The organism is Gilliamella sp. Nev3-1 (assembly GCF_001690435.1).
In the GTDB taxonomy this organism is placed as follows: Bacteria; Pseudomonadota; Gammaproteobacteria; order Enterobacterales; family Orbaceae; genus Gilliamella; species Gilliamella apicola_C.
In genome coordinates this window covers 90,727-107,847 of record NZ_LZHN01000066.1, presented here as the reverse complement: position 1 = coordinate 107,847, position 17,121 = coordinate 90,727, and the positions used below count along the sequence as shown (strand labels likewise).

Genomic DNA, 17,121 nt, shown 5'->3' with positions numbered 1-17,121 from the left:
GCGTGCTATTTGTAAATTGAGTTCAAAAAATTATTGACTCTCTTCGGCAGAATTTAACAATTCAGCTAAGTTAGCTGTTGCTTCTTCTGCTGAAATGGTTGCTGGAACCTCATCGACTGATGGCATTGCGCGTTTACGTAAACGTTCTTTATGGTAAGCATAACCAGTACCTGCTGGAATTAATCGACCAACAATAACGTTTTCTTTTAAGCCACGCAGTTCATCATTCTTACCTGCCACCGCAGCTTCAGTTAATACACGAGTCGTTTCTTGGAACGAAGCAGCAGAAATAAACGATTCAGTCGTCAATGATGCTTTAGTAATACCAAGCAAGTCATGCAAGTAAACAATCGGCTCTTTGCCTTGTGCTTCAAGTTCACGATTAATAATCTTCAAGCGAGAAACTTCAAGCTGTTCACCTTCAAGCAGACGAGAACCACCTGGATGAATAACTGTTGCCTTACGTAACATTTGTCGTACGATAACTTCAATATGTTTATCATTGATTTTTACACCTTGCAGACGATAAACTTCTTGAACTTCGTTAACAATATAACGTGTCACCGCATTAACACCACGTAAACGCAGAATATCATGCGCTGATTCAGGACCATCCGAAATCACATCACCACGCCCAACTTGTTCACCTTCAAACACGTTAAGTTGACGCCATTTTGGAATCATCTCTTCGTATGGTTCACTACCATCCAATGGCGTGATAATTAAGCGACGTTTACCTTTTGTTTCTTTACCAAATGAAATAATACCATCAATTTCAGCCAAGATAGCAGACTCTTTTGGTTTACGTGCTTCAAATAAATCAGCAACGCGTGGTAAACCACCGGTAATATCTTTGGTACCAACAGATGCTTGAGGAATACGAGCAAGCGTGTCACCAATATTAATTTCAGCACCATCTTCCAACTGGACTAATGCTTTACCTGGTAAGAAATATTGAGCAAGCATTTCTGTACCAGCCAAATAGATATCATCACCTTTAGCATCAACAATTTTAATTGCTGGGCGCAGATCTTTACCTACACCAGTACGTTCAGCTACATCTAATATCGCAATAGATGATAAACCTGTTAATTCGTCAGTTTGACGAGTAATAGTTTGACCATCAATCATATCCACAAAACGAATATACCCTTTAGTCTCAGAGATAACAGGCATTGTATGTGGATCCCAGTTAGCAACAGTTTCACCTGCGTCAACTGCCTCGCCATTACCTTTGCTTAAAATCGAACCATAAGGAACTTTATAAGTTTCTTTCATTCGACCTAAATCATCAATAATGGTTAGCTCGGCATTACGCGAAGTAATAACCAATTTCTTGTCTGGGTTAGTTACAAATTTAGCATTAGTTAATTTAATACTACCTTTGTTTTTAACTTGGACACTTGATTCCGCTGCTGCTCGCGATGCCGCACCACCGATATGGAACGTACGCATGGTTAACTGTGTACCTGGCTCACCGATTGATTGTGCAGCAATAACACCGATTGCTTCACCTTTATTGACCAAGTGACCACGGGCTAAATCACGACCATAGCATTTTGCACAAACACCAAAGTCAGTATCACACGAAACAACAGAACGGACTTTAACACTATCTACAGATTCAGCTTCAAGTAAGTCACATTTACTTTCATCAAGTAACGTGTTGCGCGGAATTAAGATATCTGCACCGCCTGGTTTTAACACATCTTCAGCAGTAACACGACCTAAAACACGTTCACGAAGTGGTTCTTTAACATCGCCACCTTCGATAACTGGCGTCATCACCACACCTTCTAAAGTGCCACAGTCATCTTGGATAACCACTAAATCTTGTGCAACATCAACTAAACGGCGCGTTAAATAACCTGAGTTCGCTGTTTTTAATGCGGTATCGGCAAGACCTTTACGCGCACCATGGGTCGAAATAAAGTACTGAAGTACGTTTAATCCTTCACGGAAATTTGCTGTAATTGGTGTTTCAATAATTGAGCCATCTGGTTTTGCCATCAAACCACGCATACCAGCAAGCTGACGAATCTGTGCAGCAGAACCACGCGCACCAGAGTCGGCCATCATATAAATACTATTGAAAGAAGACTGAACTTCTTCTTCACCTTTACAGTTAATCACTTTTTCAGTTGATAAGTTATCCATCATGGCTTTAGCAACGCGTTCATTGGCTGCTGCCCAAATATCAATAACTTTGTTATAACGTTCACCTGCCGTTACTAAACCTGATTGGAACTGTTCTTGAATCTCAGCAACTTCAATTTCAGCCTCATTGATGATTTGCGATTTCTTCGCTGGAATTTCCATATCATCAATACCAACCGATACACCAGAACGCGCAGCGTAGGCAAACCCTGTGTACATAATTTGGTCAGCTAAAATAACTGTATCTTTCATGCCTAATTGGCGATAACAGATATTTAAAATTTTAGAGATTGCTTTTTTACCAAGTGGTTGATTGATAGCAGAGAAGCTCATTCCTTTTGGCATAATTAACCATAAGATCGCACGACCAACAGTTGTATCAACAACCGAAGTGGTATCTTCCCACTCACCCACACTATTATGTTGGCTTTCAGTAATACGAACTTTAACTTTAGCGTGCAATTCGACTAAACCTAAACGATATAGTTTTTCAGCTTCTTTAGGCCCTGTTAAAATCATCCCTTCGCCTTTAGCATTGACTTTATCACGAGTCATATAGTAAAGACCTAAAACCACATCCTGAGAAGGAACAATAATAGGCTCACCACTTGCTGGCGAAAGAATATTGTTAGTTGACATCATTAACGCACGAGCTTCTAATTGTGCTTCTAACGTTAATGGAACGTGAACCGCCATTTGGTCACCATCGAAGTCCGCATTAAATGCTGCACAGACTAATGGATGTAATTGAATCGCTTTACCTTCAATTAGAATCGGTTCAAATGCTTGAATACCTAATCTATGTAATGTAGGTGCACGGTTTAGTAATACTGGATGTTCTCGGATAACTTCATCTAAAATATCCCAAACAACCGCATCTTCACGTTCAACCATTTTTTTCGCTGCTTTAATGGTTGTTGCATAACCGCGACGCTCTAATTTTCCGTAAATAAATGGTTTGAATAATTCAAGTGCCATTTTTTTCGGTAAGCCACATTGATGCAAATGTAAGTAAGGACCTACAGTAATAACCGAACGACCAGAATAGTCAACACGCTTACCTAACAAGTTTTGACGGAAACGACCTTGCTTACCTTTAATCATATCAGCAAGAGACTTCAGTGGACGTTTATTTGAACCGGTAATAGCACGACCACGACGACCATTATCTAATAATGCGTCGACTGATTCTTGTAACATCCGTTTTTCGTTACGGACAATGATATCTGGTGCGGCTAAATCTAATAAGCGTTTTAAACGATTATTACGGTTAATAACTCGACGGTAAAGATCATTTAAATCTGACGTTGCAAAACGTCCACCGTCAAGTGGTACCAATGGGCGCAAATCTGGTGGTAACACTGGTAATACGTTTAGAATCATCCATTCAGGTTTATTTTCTGATTGAATAAATGCTTCAATAATTTTAATACGTTTCGTCAGTTTTTTACGTTTAGTTTCAGAATTAGTGGTAGCAAGTTCATCACGTAACGCTTCACATTCTGCTTGCACATCAATATTACGTAATAATTCTTGAATCGCTTCTGCACCCATGCGCGCATCAAATTCATCACCGAACTCTTCTAACGCATCTAAATATTGTTCTTCCGTTAAAATTTGCCCACGGTCAAGATTTGTCATGCCACCATCAAGAACCATAAATGATTCAAAATAAAGTACACGCTCAATATCACGTAGTGGCATATCAAGTAATAAACCGATACGAGATGGTAATGATTTTAAAAACCAAATGTGCGCAGTTGGTGATGCAAGCTCAATATGCCCCATGCGCTCACGGCGCACTTTAGCTTGAGTCACTTCCACACCACATTTTTCACAAATTACACCACGGTGTTTTAAACGTTTATATTTTCCACATAAACATTCATAATCTTTTACTGGTCCAAAAATACGTGCGCAAAACAATCCATCACGTTCTGGTTTGAACGTACGGTAGTTGATTGTTTCAGGCTTTTTAACTTCACCAAAAGACCATGAGCGAATCATATCAGGAGAGGCAAGGCCTATCTTAATAGCATCAAAATCTTCTGTTTTTGTTTGTGCTTTTAGAAACTTTAGTAAGTCTTTCACAATTGACTCCTATGGAGTTAAACCAATTAGATAACTTATTATCGCTAATAAGTTATCCCTATAAATAGAAATCATTTAAGTTAGCAAATTACTCTTCATCTAACTCGATATTGATACCTAGCGAACGAATCTCTTTTAATAGTACATTAAATGATTCAGGGATCGCAGGCTCCATACGATGATCACCATCTACAATATTTTTATACATCTTCGTACGACCATTTACGTCATCTGATTTGACAGTTAACATTTCTTGTAAGGTATAAGCTGCACCATATGCTTCAAGTGCCCATACTTCCATCTCACCAAAACGTTGACCACCAAATTGAGCTTTACCACCTAATGGTTGCTGAGTAACTAAACTGTATGAACCAGTAGAACGAGCATGCATTTTGTCATCAACTAAGTGATTCAATTTCAGCATATACATGTAACCCACTGTTACCGGACGTTCGAATTGCTCACCTGTACGTCCATCGTACAAGGTAATTTGACCAGATGTTGGTAAATCGCCTAAATCAAGTAGTGCTTTAATTTCTTGCTCTTTAGCACCATCAAACACAGGTGTTGCAAGTGGCATACCATTACGTAAGTTTTGTGCAAGCGTCATAACTTCTTGATCCGTAAATTCGGCTACATTCACTTTTTGTGCAGCGCCTAAACCAAGATCGTACGCTTTTTGGATAAATTCACGTAATTTAGCTAATTCTTGCTGCTCTTTTAGCATAGTGTCGATCTTCTGACCAATACCTTTAGCAGCCATACCCAAGTGAGTTTCTAGTATTTGTCCGATATTCATACGAGATGGAACACCTAGTGGATTTAATACAATATCAACTGGGCGACCCTTGTCATCATATGGCATGTCTTCAATTGGATTAATTTTAGAGATAACCCCTTTGTTACCATGACGACCTGCCATCTTATCACCAGGCTGAATTTGACGTTTAACCGCCAAGTAAACTTTAACAATTTTAAGCACTCCTGGCTGTAAATCATCGCCTTGAGTGATCTTCATGCGTTTAGCTTCTAGCTTTTTATTAAATTCAGCTTTGATTTCTTCATGTTGCTCAGCAAGTTGTTCTAATTGAGCTTGCTTATCTTCGTTAGCTATACCGATTGTCAACCATTTTTCACGAGGTAAAGCATCTAATTTATCTGCTTTGATGCCACCAGAAATAAGCACATCACGAATACGAGCAAATAGCGCAGCTTCTAAGATTTTAAGCTCTTCAGTTAAGTCTTTTCTTGCTTGTTTAAGTTGCATTTCTTCAATTTCAAGTGCACGTTTATCTTTTTGTACACCATCGCGAGTAAACACTTGAACATCAATAACTGTGCCTGAAACACCATTTGGCACACGTAACGAAGTATCTTTAACATCGGATGCTTTTTCGCCGAATATGGCACGCAGTAATTTTTCTTCTGGGGTTAATTGTGTTTCACCTTTAGGCGTTACTTTACCAACCAGAATATCGCCACCTTGGACTTCAGCACCAATATAAACAATACCTGACTCATCAAGTTTAGATAATGCAGCTTCACCCACATTTGGAATATCAGCGGTAATTTCTTCTGCACCTAACTTTGTATCTCGAGAGACACAAGATAATTCTTGAATATGAATAGATGTGAAACGATCATCTTGTACTACTTTTTCAGAGACTAAAATAGAATCCTCAAAGTTATAACCATTCCATGGCATAAATGCCACACGCATGTTTTGACCTAATGCTAATTCACCTAAGTCAGTAGATGGACCATCGGCAAGTACATCGCCACGTTCAACTTTCTCACCTAATTCCACACATGGAATTTGATTAATACAAGTATTTTGGTTTGAACGGGTATATTTAGTTAAGTTATAAATATCAATACCTGTTTCACCAGCGTATATCTCATCAGCGTTAACATTAACGACAATACGTGATGCGTCTACATATTGCACTGTACCACCACGGCGAGCCACTGCTGTTACACCAGAGTCAACCGCTACAGCACGTTCCATACCAGTTCCAACAAACGGTTTTTCCGCTTTTAACGTAGGTACTGCTTGACGTTGCATGTTCGCACCCATTAAGGCACGGTTCGCATCGTCATGCTCAAGGAATGGAATTAATGAAGCACCAACTGATACGATTTGTTGAGTTGATACGTCCATATAATGAACTTGTTCAGGGCTATATAAACCTGATTCACCATTTAAACGACATGTCACTAAATCTTCTTTAAAGCGACCATCTTCATCAAGGTTTGAGTTTGCCTGAGCAATCACAAATTCACTTTCATCAATCGCTGATAGATAATTAATTTCATCAGTTACGATGCCATCAATAACTCGACGATACGGCGTTTCTAAGAAACCATACTCATTAGTCCGCGCATAAACCGCTAATGAATTAATCAAACCGATATTTGGACCTTCCGGTGTTTCAATCGGGCAAACACGACCATAATGCGTTGGATGCACGTCACGCACTTCAAACCCTGCTCGTTCACGAGTTAAACCGCCTGGACCTAATGCAGATATTCGGCGTTTGTGCGTAATTTCAGATAATGGGTTATTTTGATCCATAAACTGCGATAGCTGACTAGAGCCAAAAAATTCACGAATCGCAGCTGAAATTGGTTTCGCATTAATCATATCTTGTGGCATGAGCGAATCGAGATCACCTAGAGATAAGCGCTCTTTCACTGCTCGCTCAACACGAACTAAACCAATACGGAATTGGTTTTCTGCCATTTCACCAACGCTACGAATACGACGATTACCTAAATGGTCAATATCATCAACTTCACCGTGACCATTTCGAATAGCAATCAATTTTTTCATCACGTCAACGATATCATCTTTCGTTAAAACGCTTTCGCCTTCAATGTCATCGCGACCTAAAGAACGATTAAACTTCATACGACCAACAGCAGATAAATCATAGCGCTCGTCAGAGAAGAATAAATTATCAAATAATGCTTCAGCTGCTTCTTTTGTTGGCGGCTCACCAGGGCGCATCATGCGATAAATTTCAACTAACGCACCTAATCGGTCACGCGTTGAATCAACATTTAATGTTTCAGAAATAAATGCACCATGATCTAAATCATTAGTGAACAAGGTTTCTATTCTTTTATATCCCGCATTGGTTAATTGAAGTAATAACTCTAGCGAGATTGGAGTATTAGCAAAAGCAATTACCTCGCCCGTTGTTTCATCAACATAATTTTTAGCAAGAACTTTATTAACGATATATTCAACAGGTACATCAATTTTACTAACATTATCTTTTTCTAACTCACGAATGTGACGAGCAGTAATACGACGACCTTTTTCAACATAAATTTTACCTTTTGATTCAATATCAAATAGTGCTGTGTCGCCCCGTAAACGCTCTGGAACAAGATCCATTTTTAACTTAGATTTACCAACTTCAAAAATGGTTTTCTCAAAGAAAATGTCTAAAATTTCTTCCGTTTCAAAACCTAACGCACGTAAAATAATTGTTGCTGGAAGCTTACGGCGACGGTCAATACGAGCGAAAAGATTATCTTTTGGATCAAATTCAAAATCAAGCCAAGAGCCACGATAAGGAATAATCCGAGCATTGTATAGAACTTTACCAGAAGAGTGTGTTTTACCTTTATCACTATCAAAGAACACACCAGGACTACGATGCAATTGCGATACGATTACACGCTCGGTGCCGTTGATCACAAATGTACCATTGTCCGTCATCAAAGGAATTTCGCCCATGTAGACGTCTTGCTCTTTAATATCTTTAACTGTTCCTTCTGGCGCATCTTTATCATAAATCACTAAACGTAATTTTACACGCAACGGTGCTGAGTAAGTGATCCCTCTAATTTGACATTCTTTAACATCAAACACAGGTTCGCCCATCTTAAAGCTCACGTATTGCAACTCAGCGTTACCGCTATAACTTTTTATCGGAAATATTGAACGAAATGCCGCTTCTAAGCCATATTGGCCTTCTGGATCTTGCTCAATAAATTTCTGGAACGAATCAAGTTGAATAGAAAGAAGATACGGTATATCCAAGACTTGTGGACGCTTACCAAAATTCTTACGAATTCGCTTTTTCTCGGTATAAGAGTAAACCATTAGTTCCTCAACTTGCTTATCTGCTATTCTAGCATGATTAAATATTCATCAGGATTACTATCGCTAACTGATGGCACCTGACACCTCATCGAAAATATCTATAAATATCAATTGATTAGGCTTAATAAATATACTATTTCTTTATTACTTTTATTGATAATCTTCAAATAAAATTCTTTAACTTATTATAGCGCAAAAAGGCTGGAGGTATAAAACCCCCAGCCATTTGCTGTGTTATCGATAAACTTATTTAAGTTCGACAACCGCACCTGATTCTTCAAGTGCTTTTTTAAGCTCATCGGCATCAGCTTTACTAACAGCTTCTTTAACAGTTGCTGGAGCTGATTCAACAAGATCTTTAGCTTCTTTTAAGCCTAAACCAGTTGCACCACGAACTGCTTTGATAACAGCAACTTTGTTAGCACCAACATCTTTTAAGATTACATCAAATTCAGTTTTTTCTTCTGCTGCTTCAGCAGGACCCGCTGCGGCTACAGCTACAGCTGCTGCTGCAGAAACACCAAATTTTTCTTCCATCATCGATACAAGTTCAACAACGTCCATAACAGACATTTCAGCAACTGCATCTAAAATTTGTTCTTTAGTGATAGACATAATATAGTTTCCTAAATTTACATTTTTTTAATTAATAAAATTCACAATCAAGCTGCTAATTAAGCTGCTTTTTTTTGATCGCGAACCGCTGCAAGAGTGCGAACCAATTTGCCAGCTGCGGCTTCTTTCATGGTTGACATCAAGCGAGCTAATGCTTCTTCATAAGTAGGTAATGTTGCTAAGCGATCAATATTCGCTGCAGTAATTAACTCACCTTCAAAGGCTGCGGCTTTTATCTCAAATTTATCATTTTCCTTTGCAAACGCCTTAAAAATACGCGCTGCAGCACCTGGGTGCTCACTTGAAAACGCAATTAGAGTTGGACCAACAAACGTATCTTTCAAACACTCGTATTGAGTGCCCTCAACAACACGGCGTAATAGCGTATTACGAACAACACGCATATAAACACCCGCTTCGCGAGCAGATTTACGTAATGCAGTCATTTTTTCTACAGTTACGCCACGAGAATCAGCAACAACTGCAGATAGCGCACCTTTGGCGATTTCATTAACTTCAGCAACAATTTCTTGTTTATTTTGAAGATTTAGTGCCATTGGTATTGCTCCTGGATTATACTAGGCAAAGCCTAGACTTATTTTAACTAACTACAATATGTAGCTAGCACAACCACGATGAGCAGAATCCCTCTATTATATCTTATCAGGCTCTGTCACCGTCTACGTAGGAAAATTAAGTAGTCAAAGCTCAACTACACCTACGGTCTTGGACGGGGTCTGGTTAAGGCCAGACACCAACCGATGTTTTTGTTTAATTATTAAATTAATTAAACGCTTGCATTTAATGTTGCTTGATCAATTGCAACACCCGCACCCATTGTAGTAGAAAGGCTAACTTTTTTAATAAATACACCTTTCGAAGATGCTGGTTTTGCACGTTTTAACGCAACAAGTAATGCCTCTAAATTTTCTTTAAGCTTATCTGCATCAAAATCAGCTTTACCGATAGTTGTATGGATAATACCATTTTTATCATTACGGTAACGAATCTGACCAGCCTTAGCATTTTTTACAGCTTCAGCAACGTTAGGGGTTACAGTTCCAACTTTAGGGTTTGGCATTAAACCACGAGGCCCTAAAATTTGACCTAATTGACCAACTACACGCATAGCGTCAGGCGATGCAATAACAACATCAAAGTCCATTTCACCTTTTTTGATTTGATCAGCTAGATCATCCATACCGACTAATTCAGCACCAGCTTCTTTCGCTGCTTCTGCATTTGCTCCTTGAGTAAATACAGCAACGCGCACACTACGTCCTGTGCCATGTGGAAGCACAATTGCACCGCGAACATTTTGGTCTGATTTACGTGAATCGATACCTAAATTTACAGCTACGTCAACACTTTCTGTAAATTTAGCAGTAGCTAATTCTTTTAATAAGGCAATAGCTTCGTTAATGTCATATTGTTTAGTTGCGTTCACTTTTTCGCGGATAAGTTTAGCTTTCTTAGATAATTTAGCCATTGATTAACCCTCCACTTCCAAGCCCATTGAACGTGCAGTTCCTTCAATAGAACTCATCATCGATTCAATGGTAGCACCATTCATATCAGCTGCTTTTAATTCTGCGATTTCGCGAATTTGCGCGCTCGTTACTTTACCTACTTTCTTCTTGTTAGGTTCGCCAGAACCTGACTTGATTTTAGCCGCTTTCTTTAATAAAACAGCTGCTGGAGGCGTTTTTGTAACAAAAGTAAATGATCGGTCAGAATATACCGTAATTACAACTGGAATTGGTAAACCTTTTTCCATGCTTTCTGTTTTTGCATTAAATGCTTTACAGAATTCCATGATATTAACGCCATGTTGACCAAGTGCTGGACCAACTGGCGGACTAGGATTTGCTGCACCAGCTGCAACTTGCAACTTGATGTAAGCTTGTACTTTTTTTGCCATTTTTAGTTTCCTGTGCTCGGGTGCAAACGCCTCTATTAATAATAACTATTAATAAATAGACAGCTCCCCTAAGTTAAATGAGGGCAAAATTATCCTACAACTCGGATAAAATTACAAGATTTATTTAAAAAGAAATAACCAAAGCAAGGTAAACACCTTGCTTTTAAGTTACAACTAAATGAAATAACAATAAATTTAAAGTACGTTAACTGCGTTAAGCTCTTTAAACGCAAGCTCTAAACGAGCAACTAAAGAGTCTTGACCTTTACGTAACCATACGCGAGGGTCGTAGTATTTTTTATTTGGCGCATCAGCACCTTCAGGATTGCCTAATTGCCCTTGTAAGTAAGCTTCATTGGCTTTGTAGTAATTCAACACACCTGCCCAGTTAGCCCATTGAGTATCTGTATCAATATTCATTTTAATGACACCATAACTCACTGCTTCAGCAATTTCTTCTGGTGTAGAACCAGATCCGCCATGGAACACAAAGTTTAATGATTTTTCAGGTAAGTTAAACTTCTCTGATACATATTTTTGTGAATTATCTAAAATTTTTGGCGTTAATTTCACATTACCTGGCTTATAAACACCATGTACATTACCAAATGACGCGGCAATAGTAAAACGTGGGCTGATTGCACTTAAACGTTCGTAAGCATAAGCCACATCTTCTGGTTGAGTATAGAGTGCCGAACTATCCATATGGCTATTATCAACACCATCTTCTTCACCACCAGTACAACCTAATTCTAACTCTAAAGTCATTTTCATTGCTGACATGCGAGCAAGGTATTGACAACAAATATCAATGTTATCTTTTAATGACTCTTCTGAAAGATCTATCATATGAGATGAAAATAATGGTTTACCTGTTTTAGCAAAATGTGTTTCACCTGCATCAAGTAATCCATCAACCCATGGAAGTAATTTTTTAGCACAATGATCAGTGTGTACAATAACAGGCACACCATATTTTTCAGCCATAAGGTGAACATGTTTAGCACCAGAGATCGCTCCTAAAACAGCGCACTCTTGCCCTTCCAGTTTTAACCCTTTACCCGCGATAAACTGAGCACCACCATTAGAAAACTGTACAATAACAGGGGAGCCCACTTTAGCGGCTGTTTCAATTACTGCATTGATGGTATTAGTATCAACACAGTTCACAGCTGGTAATGCAAAATTATTTTCACGTGCAACTTGAAATACTTTTTGAACATCGTCACCAGTTACAACACCAGGTTTAACAACATCAGAAATCTTTGTAGCCATTTTATTACCTATAAATTTATTTATATAAAAAGTAAAGGATGAGTAATTATCTCATCCTTTTCACTGAATCTATATTATGCTTTTGCTCTAGCTTCTAGCATTGCAACAGCAGGAAGTTTTTTACCTTCAACAAACTCAAGGAAAGCGCCACCACCAGTTGAAATATAAGAAATTTTATCTTCAATGCCAAATAAATCAATTGCAGCTAAAGTATCACCACCACCAGCAATTGAGAAACCTTCGCTATCTGCAATTGCTTTCGCAACAATTTCAGTGCCACGGCGGAAATTTGGGAATTCAAAAACACCCACTGGACCATTCCATAAAATGGTTTTAGCGTTCTTGATAATATCTGCTAATACTTCAGCTGATTTATCGCCTAAATCAAGAATTTGTTCGTTTTCTTTAACGTCTTTTACTGATTTTTCAGTTGCAGTTGCAGTCTCACTAAACTCTGTTGCAACTCGTACATCAGTAGGTACTGGAATTTCACAATTTGCCATTAATTTTTTCGCTTCAGGAATTAAATCGGCTTCATAAAGTGATTTACCAACATTATAACCTTCAGCTGCAATAAATGTATTTGCGATACCGCCACCAACAATAATTTGATCAGCAATTTTTGATAATGAATCAAGTACGGTTAACTTAGTTGATACTTTTGATCCAGCAACAATTGCAACCATTGGTCTTGCAGGATTATCAAGTGCTTTACCTAAAGCATCAAGTTCAGCGGCTAATAATGGACCAGCACAAGCAACTGGCGCAAATTTACCTGCACCATGAGTTGAGGCTTGGGCACGGTGAGCAGTGCCAAATGCATCCATTACATAGATATCACAAAGCGCTGCATATTTTTTAGATAAAGTTTCGTCATCTTTACCTTCACCTACATTGAAACGAACATTTTCTAGAACAACTAATTCGCCTTCTTTTACATCAACGCCATCAAGATAGTCTTTGACTAAACGGACAGGGAATGACACATGTTCTTTTAAATAATCAACAACAGGTTGTAAAGAGAATTCTGGGTTATATTCGCCTTCTGTTGGACGGCCAATATGAGAGGTAACCATTACTTTAGCACCTTTTTTAATGGCATCTTCAATAGTAGGTAGTGATGCTTTAATACGCGCATCTGAAGTTACCTTACCATTTTTAACCGGCACATTAAGATCTGAGCGAATAAATAAGCGTTTTCCTTTTAGATCAAGATCTTGCATTCTAATAATAGACATGAGATTTCCTCTTATAAAATATAATAAAAATAAAACTCTTTTTATTCTAACATAAAATTTCTTTTTAGGTTATAGACTTTAATGAACAAATAATAAACATTTATTATAAATAAAAAATTACCAGTTATATTTTTTTGTGCAACGGCATTGACAAAATGGATAAAATCAGGCATATTTTGCCACCTTAACTAATATGTAATTTTTATACAAACTTGGGAGTTGACTTTGGCTAATATCAAATCAGCTAAGAAACGTGCGGTTCAATCCGAAAAACGCCGTAAACATAATGCTAGTAACCGTTCAATGATGCGTACTTATATTAAAAAAGTTTACGCAGCTGTTGCAGCTGGTGATAAACAAACAGCTGAAGTAGCATTCAAAGACATGCAAGCAGTTGTTGACCGTCAAGCGGCTCGTGGCTTAATTCACAAAAACAAAGCTGCACGTCATAAAGCAAATTTAATTAAACAAATTAAAGCATTAGCATAATATATTTATCTGTTAACTATTATAGTTAAAGAAGAATAACAAAAAGTGGTGTAAGCCACTTTTTTTATTTGTATACTAATCATTCATGCAATATTAATAAAATAATAGAAGAGAGTTTATTGTGGTTCAGCGCGATTATGTAAGAAAAAAGAGCCAACCCAAAAAAAACAAGCAAAAAAATAAGCCTAATTTGATGATGTTCTTGGCCATTATTATCATTATTCTATTTTCCGCTATCCTTTATCTTATTGCAAATAATTCCCCTAAAAAAGCTATTGAACGACCAAAAGCAAAAACGCAACCGCCTATGATAACTTTACCAGAGCAACCACAAGAGCGCTGGACATATCTAAAAGAATTGGAAGCGCCTAATGCTAGTTCGGGCTTATCATCAAGCTCAATTGCTAATGAAAGACAAAAAATATTAGATAGTTTTATTAATAATGCACGTATCGCTACACCTTCCTCACCAGGAAATACAATACAAAATCAGACTTCGAACATAGCATCACAAACAGCACAAACTATTAACAATAAATGGCTATTACAATGTGGAGCATTCAAGGATAAATCTAATGCCGACACACTCAAAGCCAAGCTTGCTATGACAGGCATTAGTAGCAACATTTCTTCAGGTCAGTTATATCGCGTCACCGTAGGGCCATATACGAGTAAAAAAGAAGCGAATAGCGTATTAAACTCATTAAATGATAATGGGATTAATAATTGTGTTATTTCTAACTAGAAAAAAACGATGAAACTACTTAATAAAATACAGCTATTTACCAAAATGTTATGGGTTAGGATCAATAACGATCGCCTAACAACCTATTCTGCTGGGCTTGCTTATACTACGATACTTGCACTAGTTCCCCTTATTACCGTTATATTTTCATTACTGTCCGCTTTCCCGATGTTTGATGATGCTAGCCAATCATTAAAACAATTAATTTATAATAATCTTGTTCCTACCGCTAGTGATACCATCCAAAGCTACCTAGAACAGTTCATCACCAATACGAAAAAAATGACCTTTGTTGGCATAATTGGATTGATTGTTACATCTCTACTGCTCATCAATTCCATTAATACAACACTTAATCGTATTTGGAAAACTAAACGAAAACGTTCTTTTATGTACAATCTAGCTATATACTGGACAATATTAACGTTGGGTCCCATCTTAGTCGGCTCTAGCATAGCTGTCAGCTCTTACATATTTTCGCTAAAATGGTTTTCAACAGCAGCAACAAATACTATTTTACTTAGCATGCTGCCATTTATAATTTCGGTGATCGGATTTTGGTTACTTTATAGTATTATTCCGACCGAACCTGTGCCATTAAAAGAATCACTCATTGGTGCACTTGTCGCTGCAATATTATTTGAATTAGGCAAACGTGCTTTTTCGCTATATGTTACTTCATTTCCAACATATCAACTTATTTACGGTGTAGTATCATCCATCCCCATTATGTTAGTTTGGATCTACTTTTCTTGGTGTATTGTTTTGTTCGGTGCCGAGTTTGCAGCAACCTTAACTGACTATAATCGACGAAAAAAGCCTGTTGTTGATAATCCCCCTTTACCGGAGTAATTAATTTATGATCGCCTTAATTCAACGAGTAAAACAAGCAAATGTTGCAGTAGATAATAACATTATTGGACAGATTAATCAGGGGTTGCTGATTTTACTCGGTGTTGAACAAGATGATGATGAGCAAAAAGCAATTCGTTTATGTGAAAAAGTATTAGGCTATCGCATTTTCAGTGATAATGACGGAAAAATGAATCTAAATGTGAACCAAGCTAATGGCGAAGTATTAGTTGTGTCTCAATTCACTTTAGCTGCCGATACCAAAAAAGGGATGCGCCCAAGTTTTACTAAAGGTGCTAAACCTGATGAAGCAAAAAGACTTTATCAGTTTTTTGTCAAGCAATGTCAACAAAAAATAACCACTCAAACGGGTGAATTCGCCGCCGACATGCAAGTATCATTAATTAATGATGGCCCTGTGACATTTTGGTTACAAGTTTAACCATATAATCAAAAATACATTTTGATTATATTTGATAAATTATCGCTGTTTTTTATATTTTCATTAACAACAATTAAAATGAGTTCTTTTAATTTCCTGTTAATTTTAACATATCGGATACTAGCAAAGTAGAAGATGAGCATTAACTAAATTAATCATCAATCGTTAAATTACGGGTAGTCAAATCATATGGCGTTAACTGATAAACATAATAGTTAAGCCAGTTACTAAATAACAAATATGCATGGCTACGCCACGTTGCTTTTGGTGCAATATCAGGGTTATTATCAGAAAAATAATTATAAGGAATATCTGGATTCATACCTGCCTTTACATCACGAACATATTCATTAGCTAATGTAAATGAGTCATATTCTGGATGCCCTGTTACAAATGCCATACGTTTATCAGGGGTTGCCATTAAATAAGGCCCTGTCATATCGGACTTTGCCAGAATAGTTAAATCTGTATAATTGCTAATTTTATCAATTGGAAAATCCGCATAACGGGAGTGTGGAGCTAAAAAAGTATCATCAAATCCACGCGTTAAAATTGCATTAGCCTGAACAATTTGGTGTTGATAAACGCCTGACAACTTATGTGCACGAGTAAATTTAGGTAAATCATATAATATATTCAATGCAGCTTGAACGGCCCAACAAACAAACATAGTCGATGTCACATGATCTTTTGCCCACGTTATAATTTCAGTTAATTTAGGCCAATAAACGACATCAGAAAAAGCGACTTTACCCAAAGGCGCACCAGTAATAATTAATCCATCAAAATTTTGTTCGCGAATATCATCAAAATCACAATAAAAGCTGTTTAAATGCTCAACTGGTGTATTTTTTGACTCACGTTGATCGATACGTAGTAATTGAATATTTATCTGTAAAGATGAATTAGATAGTAAGCGTAAAAATTGATTTTCAGTCTCTATTTTTTTAGGCATGAGGTTTAGAAAAAGAAGCTTTAGTGGACGAATTTCTTGATTATTAGCTCGTGATGAGGTCATAACAAACACATTTTCATTACGTAACACATCAACAGCGGGTAATGAGTCAGGAATACAAATAGGCATAACAAAAGCTCCTAAAAACGATAAATTAGTTTTAACAAAAAATAGACGTCTAGAAATCCATATAGCTAAATATAGTGCCTTTTAGTTTATTTGTC

The 17,121-nt window shown here is 37.4% G+C and carries 13 protein-coding genes; 4 read left to right on the top strand and 9 right to left on the bottom strand.

The genetic code is table 11. From position 1 onward, the window contains the following. Positions 1–30: 30 nt before the first annotated feature. The 8 genes from rpoC to pgk form a co-directional block, all read right to left on the bottom strand. Positions 31–4,248 (bottom strand): DNA-directed RNA polymerase subunit beta', encoded by a 4,218-nt coding sequence (gene rpoC / locus A9G40_RS11045; protein WP_065583076.1) that lies wholly within the window; start codon positions 4,246–4,248, stop codon positions 31–33. Between the two features lie 88 nt (positions 4,249–4,336). After that, positions 4,337–8,365, bottom strand: coding sequence for a DNA-directed RNA polymerase subunit beta (gene rpoB, locus A9G40_RS11040; protein ID WP_065583075.1), 4,029 nt, complete (start codon positions 8,363–8,365; stop codon positions 4,337–4,339). Positions 8,366–8,611: 246 nt separating this feature from the next. Next, on the bottom strand, positions 8,612–8,980 hold the full coding sequence (gene rplL, locus A9G40_RS11035) for a 50S ribosomal protein L7/L12 (protein ID WP_065567426.1): 369 nt from the start codon (positions 8,978–8,980) through the stop codon (positions 8,612–8,614). A gap of 59 nt (positions 8,981–9,039) precedes the next feature. Beyond that, positions 9,040–9,537, bottom strand: a complete 498-nt coding sequence (rplJ, locus tag A9G40_RS11030; RefSeq protein ID WP_065583074.1) for a 50S ribosomal protein L10 — start codon at positions 9,535–9,537, stop codon at positions 9,040–9,042. Positions 9,538–9,767: 230 nt separating this feature from the next. Then, complete coding sequence (rplA, locus tag A9G40_RS11025; RefSeq protein ID WP_065567424.1) at positions 9,768–10,469, bottom strand: 50S ribosomal protein L1; 702 nt, start codon at positions 10,467–10,469, stop codon at positions 9,768–9,770. 3 nt (positions 10,470–10,472) lie between these two features. Beyond that, positions 10,473–10,901, bottom strand: coding sequence for a 50S ribosomal protein L11 (rplK, locus tag A9G40_RS11020; RefSeq protein WP_065567423.1), 429 nt, complete (start codon positions 10,899–10,901; stop codon positions 10,473–10,475). A 195-nt stretch (positions 10,902–11,096) separates the two neighbouring features. Continuing rightward, positions 11,097–12,176, bottom strand: a complete 1,080-nt coding sequence (fbaA, locus tag A9G40_RS11015; protein ID WP_065567422.1) for a class II fructose-bisphosphate aldolase — start codon at positions 12,174–12,176, stop codon at positions 11,097–11,099. A 74-nt stretch (positions 12,177–12,250) separates the two neighbouring features. After that, positions 12,251–13,414 (bottom strand): phosphoglycerate kinase, encoded by a 1,164-nt coding sequence (gene pgk / locus A9G40_RS11010; RefSeq protein WP_065583073.1) that lies wholly within the window; start codon positions 13,412–13,414, stop codon positions 12,251–12,253. Between the two features lie 225 nt (positions 13,415–13,639). Between pgk and rpsT the strand changes: the two genes are divergently transcribed. The 4 genes from rpsT (at position 13,640) to dtd (ending at position 15,942) form a co-directional block, all read left to right on the top strand. Next, on the top strand, positions 13,640–13,903 hold the full coding sequence (gene rpsT / locus A9G40_RS11005; protein WP_025316521.1) for a 30S ribosomal protein S20: 264 nt from the start codon (positions 13,640–13,642) through the stop codon (positions 13,901–13,903). A 121-nt stretch (positions 13,904–14,024) separates the two neighbouring features. Then, the gene (locus A9G40_RS14785) at positions 14,025–14,648 is read left to right on the top strand and encodes an SPOR domain-containing protein (protein WP_065583072.1); all 624 of its coding nucleotides are present in this window, start codon (positions 14,025–14,027) and stop codon (positions 14,646–14,648) included. A 9-nt stretch (positions 14,649–14,657) separates the two neighbouring features. Continuing rightward, complete coding sequence (locus A9G40_RS14780; RefSeq protein ID WP_065583071.1) at positions 14,658–15,500, top strand: virulence factor BrkB family protein; 843 nt, start codon at positions 14,658–14,660, stop codon at positions 15,498–15,500. A 7-nt stretch (positions 15,501–15,507) separates the two neighbouring features. Next, positions 15,508–15,942, top strand: a complete 435-nt coding sequence (dtd, locus tag A9G40_RS10990; RefSeq protein ID WP_065583070.1) for a D-aminoacyl-tRNA deacylase — start codon at positions 15,508–15,510, stop codon at positions 15,940–15,942. Between the two features lie 151 nt (positions 15,943–16,093). On the opposite strand, the gene metA is transcribed toward dtd, so the two are convergent. After that, complete coding sequence (gene metA / locus A9G40_RS10985; RefSeq protein WP_065583069.1) at positions 16,094–17,026, bottom strand: homoserine O-acetyltransferase MetA; 933 nt, start codon at positions 17,024–17,026, stop codon at positions 16,094–16,096. Between the last annotated feature and the right edge of the window lie 95 nt (positions 17,027–17,121).